Genomic DNA, 10842 nt, shown 5'->3' with positions numbered 1-10842 from the left:
CCTCCGCCCCCCACCACCCCCTCGCGCCCTCGCCCGTCTGCGGCTCCGGGCACACCCGCCCGGGGCGCTGCACCCCCTCACCGCGCACGGCGCCGCCCACCGTGGGGGGCCCCCCGCCTTCCACGTGTGCGTGAGTTCCGGTGCGCGAGCGCCGGTCACTGGGCGCCGGGACGCACCAGACCGCTCTCGTACGCGTACACGGCCGCCTGCACCCGGTCGCGCAGCCCCAACTTCGTGAGCACATGGCCGACATGGGTCTTCACGGTCGTCTCACTCACGAAGAGATCGGCCGCGATCTCCGCGTTCGACAGACCGCGCGCGACCAGCTTGAGGACCTCGACCTCCCGCTCGGTGAGCGTGTGAAGGGTGTCCGGCACCGGCTCCTCGCCCGACGGCAGGTGGTCCGCGTACTTGTCGAGCAGGCGGCGGGTGATGCTCGGCGCGAGCATCGCCTCGCCGGCGGCCACGACCCGGATCGCCTGCACCAGTTCATTGGCGGGGGCGTCCTTGAGCAGGAAGCCGCTGGCCCCCGCGCGCAGCGCCTCCACGACGTACTCGTCGAGGTCGAAGGTGGTCAGGACGAGCACCTTCGCCGGACCGTCCCGCTCGGGCCCGGTGATCTGCCGGGTCGCCTCGACCCCGTCCATCCGGGGCATCCGGATGTCCATGAGCACCACATCGGGCTGCAGAGCCCGGACTTGATCGAGCGCCTGCAAGCCGTCTCCGGCCTCGCCGACGACCGCGATGTCCTGCTCGGCCTCCAGGATCATGCGGAAGCCGGTACGCAGCAGCGGCTGGTCGTCGACCAGTAGGACGCGGATGGCCACGAAAGTCTCCTTCGGTAGTCCGGCCCCATTCTGCCCTGCCAGGGATTGTCCGGCGGATCGGGTCGCGCCTCGGGCGGCCCGCGCTGCTCTGTGCTGGTGTGCGTGCCGGACCCCGCGTCCGCGACAGGATCCCCGGACGGTGCCTAGGACCCGGCCGACTCGGGCGCCCCGATCTGCAACGGGTAGGGCGGGGGAGTGCCGCCGAACTCCGGGCAGACGGCCTGGTGGTCGCACCAGCCGCACAGCTTCGTCGGCCGCGGGCGCCACTCACCGGACTCGGTCGCGAGCCGGATCGCCTCCCACAGGGCGTGCAGCTTGCGCTCGACGCGCTCCAGGTCCGCGATCACCGGGTCGTACGTGATCACGTCCCCGCTGCCGAGGTAGACCAGCTGGAGCCGCCGCGGCACGACACCCTTCAGGCGCCACACCACGAGGGCGTAGAACTTCATCTGGAACAGCGCGCCCTCGGCGTACTCGGGCCGCGGCGCCTTGCCCGTCTTGTAGTCGACGATGCGGACCTCGCCCGTGGGCGCCACGTCGACCCGGTCGATGATCCCGCGCAGCTTGAGACCGGAGTCCAGCTCGGCCTCGACGAAGAGCTCCCGCTCGGCGGGTTCGAGGCGCGTCGGATCCTCGAGCGTGAACCACCGCTCGACCAGGCGCTCCGCCTCGCCGAGCCAGCGCGTCATCCGCTCGCCCGCGGCCTCCTCGTCGGCTTCGGCGAACAGCTCGCCCAGCTCAGGACGGGACTCGCGCAACCGGTCCCACTGGCCCGGGATCAGCGACTTGGCCCGCGGCGCGGTCCGCTCCTCGGCGGGAGCGTCGAAGAGTCTCTCCAGTACCGCGTGCACCAGCGTGCCCCGCGTCGCCGCCTCGCTCGGCTTCTCCGGCAGCTTGTCGATCACCCGGAACCGGTACAGCAACGGGCACTGCATGAAATCGCTCGCGCGCGACGGCGAGAGCGACGTCGGCGCGACGGCGGTGACGACCCGCTCGGGGCCGCTCCCCACGCCGCTCTCGGGGCCGCTCTCGGGGCCGCTCTCCGGGCCCGTCTCGGTACTGGTCTCCATGTCACACGACGATACGGCCCGGCACTGACAGTCAGGCACCTGCGCGTCCTGGGCGTCTTGCGTAGCGTGGCCCCGGGGGAGTCGCCGGGGGCCGCCGGACACTGTCCGCATACCATCGACGCCAGAACGTCCCGCCCTGCGGCGGGAGACGCTCGAACGAGGGGACCGAGGGATCACCGTGGACGAGAGCGGGCAGCCGCAGTCCGGCACCGGCGAGGCGACGCCGCCCGCGGAGGAGACCGCACGCTCCCGGCCGGCCGTGGCGTCCGCCACGGGGGAGCACCGGGCGGCATCGGACCAGGGGACGGACGAGGGCAAACCCTCCACGGAGGACGGCGCTCAGGAGGACCAGGCCCCCGAGAACCCCGCCGCCGAGGCCGGAGCGCCGCGGCCGCCCGCCCCCGAGCCCGAAGCGGCCCCCGGCCCCCGGCCCCACGACACCCACCCCGAGCGCGCGGCCGCCACCTCCGGCAGGCGCAAGGGGCCGGCGAAACCCCCGGAGCCCCGGGGCGGACTGCTCATGGGGCGCCCGTTCGGCGTGCCCGTGTACGTCGCGCCCAGCTGGTTCCTCGTCGCCGCCCTGATCACCTGGGTGTTCGGCGGCCAGCTCGACCGCGTGCTGCCCGAGCTCGGCGCGGCCCGCTACCTGGTCTCCCTCTTCTTCGCCGTCGCGTTCTACGCCTCCGTACTCGTCCACGAACTGGCCCACACCGTCGCCGCCCTGCGCTTCAAGCTCCCGGTCCGCCGGATCCAGCTGCAGTTCTTCGGCGGCGTCTCCGAGATCGAGAAGGAGTCCGAGACGCCGGGCCGCGAGTTCGTCCTCGCGTTCGTCGGCCCGCTGCTCTCGCTCGTCCTCGCGGGCCTCTTCTACCTCGGCATGATGGCCGTCGAGCCGGGCACGGTCCCGGGGGTCCTGCTCGCGGGGCTGATGGTCTCGAACCTCATCGTCGCCGCCTTCAACCTCCTGCCGGGCCTGCCCCTGGACGGCGGCCGGATGCTCCGCGCCGTCGTCTGGAAGATCACCGGCAAGCCCATGAGCGGCACCATCGCCGCCGCCTGGGTCGGCCGCGCCCTCGCCGTCACCGTCCTCATCGGGCTCCCGCTGCTCACCCAGTCCGGCGCCCTCGGCGCGAGCGCGGAGGACACCGGCGGCATGGACACCGTCATGGACGCGCTCCTGGCCGCCATCCTCGCCGCGATCATCTGGACCGGCGCCGGCAACAGCCTGCGGATGGCGCGGCTGCGCGAACACCTCCCCGAGCTGCGCGCCCGCACCCTCACCCGCCGCGCCGTCCCCATCGAGCCGGCCACCCCGCTCTCCGAAGCGCTGCGCCGGGCCAACGAGGCGGGCGCCCGCGCCCTCGTCGTCGTCGACACCGACGGCGAACCCCGCTCCCTGGTCCGCGAGGCCGCCATCGTCGGCGTCCCCGAGCACCGCCGCCCCTGGGTCCCGGTCAGCGGCCTCGCCCAGGACCTCACGGACGGCATGCGCGTCTCCGCCGAGCTCGCGGGCGAGGACCTCCTCGACACCCTGCGCGCGACCCCGGCGACCGAGTACCTGGTGGTCGAGGAGAACGGCGCGATCTACGGCGTCCTCTCCGCGGCCGACGTGGAGCGCGCCTTCGTCAAGGCGATGGCCAGGCCTTCGTAGCGCCGCCGTGGTCGGCGGCCCGCGCCGCGCCCGGTAGTCTGTTCACATGTCCGAACCGACCGGTGCCGCCCGCCGACGCGGGCCCTTCAAGGTCGGGGACCAGGTTCAGCTGACCGACCCCAAGGGCCGCCACTACACGTTCACGCTCGAAGAGGGAAAGAACTTCCACACCCACAAGGGTTCCTTCCCGCACGACGAGCTGATCGGCGCTCCCGAGGGCAGCGTTGTCCGCACCACCGGAAACGTCGCCTACCTCGCGCTGCGCCCCCTGCTCCCCGACTACGTCCTGTCCATGCCCCGCGGTGCCGCCGTGGTCTACCCCAAGGACGCGGGGCAGATCCTGGCCTTCGCCGACATCTTCCCCGGCGCGCGCGTCGTCGAAGCGGGCGTGGGCTCCGGCTCCCTCAGCAGCTTCCTGCTGCGCGCCATCGGCGACGAGGGCATGCTGCACTCGTACGAGCGCCGCGAGGACTTCGCCGAGATCGCCAAGGGCAACGTGGAGCGCTACTTCGGCGGCCCGCACCCCGCCTGGCAGCTCACCGTCGGCGACCTCCAGGACAACCTGGCCGACACCGACGTCGACCGCGTCATCCTCGACATGCTGGCCCCCTGGGAGTGCCTGGACGTCGTCAAGAAGGCGCTCGTCCCCGGCGGCATCCTGTGCTGCTACGTGGCCACCACCACGCAGCTCGCCCGCACCGTCGAGTCCATCCGCGAGATCGGCTGCTTCAACGAGCCGACCTCCTGGGAGTCGATGATCCGCAACTGGCACGTGGAGGGCCTCGCCGTCCGCCCCGACCACCGGATGATCGGCCACACCGGCTTCCTGCTCACCGCCCGCCGCCTCGCGGACGGCGTCGAGCCGCCCATGCGCCGCCGCCGCCCCTCCAAGGGCGCCTACGGCGAGGACTACGACGGCCCGAACGCGGACGGCGGCAACCGCGGCCGCTGACCCGCCACAGCATCGACGTACAACGGCACAACGCATCGGCGCCGCCGCCGAGTTCCCCGCCGTGCACGGGAACTCGGCGGCGGCGCCGTGACGTTGGCGCACACCTCCGCACAAACTCCGGACCCCGCCGTTCCACTGTCCTGTGACGTATGGCACGATGCTGGCCACCCCCACCGGCACAGCCCTCACAGGAGACGCTCCTAGTGCAGCAACCCGCCGTTCCGGAACTGGCGCACACCACCACCCGCCCCGTCCACTGGCTGGCCACCGCGGCAGCCGTCGCCGCCGTCGTCGCGGCCTCCGGCGTCCTCCAGCCGGACTCCGCCACCGCGGCCCAGGCCGACTCCAAGCCGGTCACCGCCCACGCCGCGACCGTCGCCCCGCCGGACCCGGCCGCGGTCCACTTCCCGCTGAACTGCGGGCCTGTGAAGGTCCTCGTGCAGAAGAAGGCCTCCGGCGACCTCGACGGCGACGGAAGACCCGAGACGGTCGCCGTCGTCCGCTGCGACGCCGGCTCCGGCACCCCGCCCAACGGCGTGTACGTCCTCACGCAGCCCGCGGGGGCCAAGCCGCGGATCGTCGCCACGCTCGTCGACCCGAAGGACGGCTTCACGGTGACCGGCCTCGCCGTGGCCGACAAGGCCGTCACCGCGAACCTCGACGGCTACTCGTCGCCCGACGTGCCGCGCTACCAGCCGGACGTTCATGACAAGGCCAAGTGGCAGTGGAAGAACGGGTCGTTCGTCCGCTCCACGCCCTCCGAGGCGCGCAGCGTCTGAGCCGACGCGAAGGGCCCTGTGCACCGGTCTCGCACCGGCGCACAGGGCCCTTCGGCGTACGGCTACCGTCCGCTCACTCCGCGTCGGGCCCGTACACCTCGACGCTGTCCGAAACCCGCCGTACGTGGATGCAGTCGCCCGGGCACTCCTTCGCCGACGCCACCACATCCGTGAGAAGCGGAAGCGGTACGGGCGTTGAGGCCCCCGGCGCCTGGAGCAGCTCGTCGTCCGCGCTCTTCACGTACGCGAGACCGTCGATGTCCAGCTCGAAGACCTCGGGCGCGTACTGGGCGCAGATGCCGTCCCCGGTGCACAGGTCCTGGTCGATCCACACCTCCAGCGGAACGCCGGTCGCGGTGCCGGATCCGGCCTCTTGCTGCACGCTCATGTCTCCTGCCGTTTCCTTCGTCGTGGCCCTCGAATTCCGACTTCAGCGGAGCAAGTCGGGCCGGGCCTGACGGGTGTTGAACACTTCGACCCTACAACCGGCCGCTTTCCGATGTTGTTGGGTGGGTATTCACCTGGCGTGAGGGAGAGCGCAAGGGTGAAGATCGGACACACCCCGACCGTCTTTGTGATCTAGGGGTTTCAATCGACACCCGCCCAGGTAGGGTCTGGAAGCGTCCAGCTCCCCTTGGAGGAGGTGAGGACCGTGGCAGCCCACGACGACGACATCAACCGCGGCATCCGCCCGGGACGAGGGTCCGACGACCCGGCCGGGCAGATTGCCTATCTCGAGCAGGAAATCGCCGTCCTGCGGCGCAAGCTCGCCGACTCTCCGCGTCATACGAGGATTCTCGAAGAGCGGATCGTCGAGTTGCAGACCAACCTGGCCGGCGTGTCCGCCCAGAACGAACGGCTTGCGAACACACTCCGCGAGGCCCGCGACCAGATCGTGGCCCTCAAGGAGGAAGTCGACCGGCTCGCACAGCCGCCGGCCGGCTTCGGAGTCTTCCTCACGGCGAACGAGGACGGCACCGCCGACATCTTCACCGGCGGCCGCAAGCTCCGGGTGAACGTGAGCCCCAGCGTCGAGCTCGAAGAGCTCCGGCGCGGCCAGGAAGTAATGCTCAACGAAGCGCTCAACGTGGTCGAGGCCATGGAGTTCGAGAGCGTCGGCGACATCGTCACCCTCAAGGAGATCCTCGAGGACGGCGAGCGCGCCCTCGTGACCGGGCACACCGACGAGGAGAGGGTGGTCCGGCTCGCCGAACCGCTGCTCGACGTCGTCATCCGCCCCGGCGACGCCCTGCTTCTCGAACCCCGTTCCGGCTACGTCTACGAAGTCGTTCCGAAGAGTGAAGTGGAGGAGCTGGTCCTCGAAGAGGTCCCGGACATCGGCTACGACCAGATCGGCGGCCTGGGCAACCAGATCGAGCTGATCCGGGACGCGGTCGAGCTCCCCTACCTCTACCCGGACCTGTACCGGGAGCACGAACTGCGGCCGCCGAAGGGCGTCCTGCTGTACGGGCCTCCCGGATGCGGTAAGACCCTGATCGCCAAGGCAGTCGCCAACTCCCTTGCCAAGAAGGTCGCCGAGGTGACCGGACAGGGCCAGGGCAAGAGCTTCTTCCTCAACATCAAGGGTCCCGAGCTGCTCAACAAGTACGTCGGTGAGACCGAGCGGCAGATCCGCCTCGTCTTCCAGCGTGCTCGTGAGAAGGCCTCCGAGGGCACCCCCGTCATCGTCTTCTTCGACGAGATGGAGTCCCTGTTCCGCACCCGTGGCTCCGGTGTCAGCTCGGACGTGGAGAACACCATCGTCCCGCAGCTGCTCGCCGAGATCGACGGTGTGGAGGGCTTGCAGAACGTGGTGGTGATCGGTGCCTCGAACCGTGAGGACATGATCGACCCTGCCATCCTGCGGCCCGGCCGACTCGACGTGAAGATCAAGATCGAGCGTCCGGACGCCGAAGCGGCCAAGGACATCTTCGGCAAGTACCTCACCCAGCGTCTCCCGCTGCACGCCGACGACCTCGGCGAGCACGGCAGCGACCGGGCGGCCACGGTTCACAACATGATCCAGACCGCTGTTGAGCACATGTATGCGGAATCCGAGGAAAACCGCTTCCTGGAAGTCACGTACGCCAATGGCGACAAGGAAGTCCTGTACTTCAAGGACTTCAACTCCGGCGCCATGATCGAGAACATCGTCGGACGCGCCAAGAAGATGGCCATCAAGGCCTTCCTCGAGCAGAACCAGAAGGGTCTCAGGGTCTCTCACCTCCTCCAGGCTTGCATCGACGAGTTCAAGGAGAACGAGGACCTGCCGAACACCACCAACCCGGACGACTGGGCCCGCATCTCCGGAAAGAAGGGCGAGCGGATCGTCTACATCCGCACCCTTGTCACCGGAAAGCAGGGCGCGGACACCGGACGCTCCATCGACACGGTGGCGAACACGGGTCAGTACCTGTAAAAGACAGGGTGGCTGCGGGTGCCCGTATCGGGTACCCGCAGCCGACTGTTTTTCCGGGCCAGTCACAGGGAACGACCACGCGACCAGATGCTCGACGTCGGAGCGAAGCAATGACGCAAATGATCTCCCCACCAGCGCAAAGGCGTTCTAGGCTCTTCCATGCCGCCGAGTCGCGCGTTGCGGGGACGGGCACCGCACACGCACCGGAGAACCAGCGGTACTTGAGCGCCGCCCCCGACCGAGGGCGCCGCCGGGCAAGGAGGGCCGCATGACCGTACGGCGAGTAATGGGCATCGAGACGGAATACGGGATCTCCGTCCCCGGCCACCCCAATGCCAATGCCATGCTCACCTCGTCCCAGATCGTCAACGCCTACGCGGCGGCGATGCACCGGGCCCGCAGGGCCCGCTGGGACTTCGAGGAGGAGAACCCGCTGCGCGACGCCCGGGGCTTCGACCTCGCCCGGGAGGCCGCCGACTCCAGCCAGCTGACCGACGAGGACATCGGCCTGGCCAACGTCATCCTGACCAACGGTGCGCGCCTCTACGTCGACCACGCACACCCCGAGTACAGCTCCCCGGAGATCACCAACCCCCGGGACGCCGTCCTGTGGGACAAGGCCGGCGAGCGCATCATGGCGGAGGCCGCCGAGCGCGCGGCCCAGCTGCCCGGCGCCCAGCCGATCCACCTCTACAAGAACAACACCGACAACAAGGGCGCCTCCTACGGCACGCACGAGAACTACCTGATGAAGCGGGAGACCCCGTTCTCGGACATCGTGCGCCACCTCACGCCCTTCTTCGTGTCGCGCCAGGTCGTCACCGGAGCAGGCCGCGTCGGCATCGGCCAGGACGGGCACGAGCACGGCTTCCAGCTCAGCCAGCGCGCGGACTACTTCGAGGTCGAGGTCGGCCTGGAGACCACCCTCAAGCGCCCGATCATCAACACCCGGGACGAGCCGCACTCGGACGCGGAGAAGTACCGCCGCCTGCACGTGATCATCGGTGACGCGAACCTCTCCGAGATCTCGACCTACCTCAAGCTCGGCACGACCTCCCTCGTCCTTTCCATGATCGAGGACGGGTTCATCGCCGTCGACCTGGCCGTGGACCAGCCGGTGCGCACCCTGCACCAGGTCTCCCACGACCCGACGCTCCAGCGCCTGATCACGCTCCGTAGCGGCCGGACGCTGACCGCGGTCCAGCTCCAGATGGAGTACTTCGAGCTGGCCAGGAAGTACGTCGAGGAGCGCTTCGGCGCCGACGCCGACGAGCAGACCAAGGACGTCCTGACCCGCTGGGAGGACGTCCTCGGCCGCCTGGAGACCGATCCCATGAGCCTGTCCGGCGAGCTGGACTGGGTCACCAAGCGGGAGCTCATGGAGGGCTACCGGCGCCGCGACAACCTCGACTGGGACGCGGCGAAGCTGCATCTCCTCGACCTCCAGTACGCCGACGTGCGGGCCGAGAAGGGCCTGTACAACCGTCTCGTGGCCCGCGGCAAGATGAAGCGCCTCCTGGCCGAGGACGAGGTCGAGCGGGCCCGTACGAAGCCTCCGGAGGACACCAGGGCGTACTTCCGCGGCCGCTGCCTGGAGCAGTACGCGGACGACGTCGCCGCGGCCTCCTGGGACTCGGTCATCTTCGACCTGCCCGGCCGGGACTCGCTCCAGCGGGTCCCCACCCTCGAACCCCTTCGCGGAACGCGTAATCACGTGAAGGAGCTTCTCGACCGGTGCCGTACGGCCGAGGATCTGGTCCGGGTCCTGTCCGGCGCCTGAAAACCCGGGCAAAGGGGAATCACAGAGGTGGGTCCCGTGCGTTGAACGAAGTGCGGGGCCGATGTCAGAGCCGACTTGTAGGGTTCTGATCACGATCGACCTGAATCTCGAACCGAGCGGGGTGAGCTCAGATGGCGACCAAGGACACCGGCGGCGGACAGCAGAAGGCGACGCGTTCCACCGAGGAGGTAGAGGAGCAGGCGCAGGACGCGCAGGCGACCGACGACCTCAAGGAGCGCCAGGAGAAGCTGAGCGACGATGTCGACTCGGTTCTGGACGAGATCGACGACGTCCTCGAGGAGAACGCGGAGGACTTCGTGCGGTCGTTTGTGCAAAAAGGCGGGCAATAGCGGGCACCGCGCGCACTCACGGCGCCGCCGGGGCCGCTTCCTCAAAGCCCCGGCGGCGCATGTGGATCACTCCCCGCAGACGGGTAGGGTCCCTGACGTACTGTGCTTCAACTGCATTTACGTGGAAGGAAACGCGTGGAAGCCAACCCTCGTAGCACCGGGCGTCTGCCGGCAGCCTTCCTGACGCCCGGGTCGTCCTCCTTCATGGACTTCCTCTCCGAGCACCAGCCCGAAATGCTGCCGGGCAACCGGCAGTTGCCGCCGACGCAGGGCGTCATCGAGGCGCCGCACGGCACGACCATCGTCTCCGTCACGTTCCCCGGCGGCGTGGTGCTCGCCGGCGACCGGCGGGCCACGATGGGCAATGTCATCGCGCAGCGCGACATCGAGAAGGTCTTCCCGGCGGACGAGTACTCGGCCGTCGGCATCGCCGGCACCGCCGGTCTGGCCGTCGAGATGGTCAAGCTCTTCCAGCTGGAGCTGGAGCACTTCGAGAAGGTGGAAGGCGCTCAGCTGTCGCTGGAGGGCAAGGCCAACCGGCTCTCGACGATGATCCGGTCGAACCTCGGAATGGCCATGCAGGGCCTGGCCGTTGTGCCGCTGTTCGCCGGGTACGACGTCGATCGCGAGAAGGGCCGGATCTTCTCGTACGACGTCACGGGCGGGCGCAGCGAGGAGACGGGGTACGCCGCGACCGGTTCCGGCTCGGTGTTCGCGCGCGGGGCGATGAAGAAGCTCTACCGCGCGGATCTGTCGGAGGATGAGGCGACGACGCTGGTCGTGCAGGCGCTGTACGACGCCGCGGACGACGACTCGGCGACGGGCGGCCCGGACATGGCACGCCGGATCTTCCCGATCGTCACGGTGATCACGGAAGACGGGTTCCGTCGGCTGACGGACGAGGAGTCGTCCGCGATCGCGCGCTCGATCCTCGACCGGCGTATGGACCAGCCGGACGGCCCGCGGGCCGCTCTGCTGTGAGCCGGTAGTTCGCTCTTCTTTCCTCACTGACGC

10 protein-coding genes are annotated in these 10842 nt (G+C 69.7%); 7 read left to right on the top strand and 3 right to left on the bottom strand.

Translation table 11 applies throughout. The features are described from left to right. Nucleotides 1-155: 155 nt before the first annotated feature. Both AB0L37_RS16710 and AB0L37_RS16705 read right to left on the bottom strand, forming a co-directional pair. Nucleotides 156-827 (bottom strand): response regulator transcription factor, encoded by a 672-nt coding sequence (locus AB0L37_RS16710; protein ID WP_338694715.1) that lies wholly within the window; start codon nt 825-827, stop codon nt 156-158. A 143-nt stretch (nt 828-970) separates the two neighbouring features. Continuing rightward, a complete protein-coding gene (locus AB0L37_RS16705) occupies nt 971-1897 on the bottom strand; it encodes a RecB family exonuclease (RefSeq protein WP_365505075.1) in 927 nt (308 codons plus the stop codon). Between the two features lie 178 nt (nt 1898-2075). On the opposite strand from AB0L37_RS16705, the gene AB0L37_RS16700 reads away from it, so the two are divergent. From AB0L37_RS16700 to AB0L37_RS16690, 3 genes are all read left to right on the top strand, one after another. After that, nucleotides 2076-3548: a site-2 protease family protein gene (locus AB0L37_RS16700; RefSeq protein ID WP_365505073.1), complete on the top strand. Its 1473-nt coding sequence runs from the start codon at nt 2076-2078 to the stop codon at nt 3546-3548. Between the two features lie 46 nt (nt 3549-3594). Beyond that, nucleotides 3595-4500, top strand: coding sequence for a tRNA (adenine-N1)-methyltransferase (locus tag AB0L37_RS16695; protein ID WP_365505071.1), 906 nt, complete (start codon nt 3595-3597; stop codon nt 4498-4500). Between the two features lie 203 nt (nt 4501-4703). Beyond that, complete coding sequence (locus AB0L37_RS16690) at nt 4704-5279, top strand: hypothetical protein (protein WP_365505069.1); 576 nt, start codon at nt 4704-4706, stop codon at nt 5277-5279. Between the two features lie 73 nt (nt 5280-5352). Here the strand turns inward: AB0L37_RS16690 and AB0L37_RS16685 are convergent, their stop codons facing one another. Then, nucleotides 5353-5667 carry a ferredoxin gene (locus tag AB0L37_RS16685; protein WP_365505067.1) on the bottom strand — a complete coding sequence of 105 codons (315 nt, stop codon included), beginning with the start codon at nt 5665-5667 and terminating at the stop codon, nt 5353-5355. A 264-nt stretch (nt 5668-5931) separates the two neighbouring features. Between AB0L37_RS16685 and arc the strand changes: the two genes are divergently transcribed. From arc to prcB, 4 genes are all read left to right on the top strand, one after another. Further along, nucleotides 5932-7698, top strand: coding sequence for a proteasome ATPase (arc, locus tag AB0L37_RS16680; RefSeq protein ID WP_365505065.1), 1767 nt, complete (start codon nt 5932-5934; stop codon nt 7696-7698). A 268-nt stretch (nt 7699-7966) separates the two neighbouring features. Further along, a complete protein-coding gene (gene dop, locus AB0L37_RS16675; protein ID WP_365505063.1) occupies nt 7967-9478 on the top strand; it encodes a depupylase/deamidase Dop in 1512 nt (503 codons plus the stop codon). 131 nt (nt 9479-9609) lie between these two features. Beyond that, a complete protein-coding gene (locus AB0L37_RS16670) occupies nt 9610-9828 on the top strand; it encodes a ubiquitin-like protein Pup (protein ID WP_037739193.1) in 219 nt (72 codons plus the stop codon). 135 nt (nt 9829-9963) lie between these two features. Then, nucleotides 9964-10809 (top strand): proteasome subunit beta, encoded by an 846-nt coding sequence (gene prcB, locus AB0L37_RS16665; RefSeq protein WP_365505061.1) that lies wholly within the window; start codon nt 9964-9966, stop codon nt 10807-10809. Nucleotides 10810-10842: the final 33 nt, after the last annotated feature.

This window comes from Streptomyces sp. NPDC052225, assembly GCF_040679615.1.
In the GTDB taxonomy this organism is placed as follows: domain Bacteria; phylum Actinomycetota; class Actinomycetes; order Streptomycetales; family Streptomycetaceae; genus Streptomyces.
Note: the sequence above shows the minus strand (reverse complement) of the source record. Positions and strands in the feature narration are given on the sequence as shown.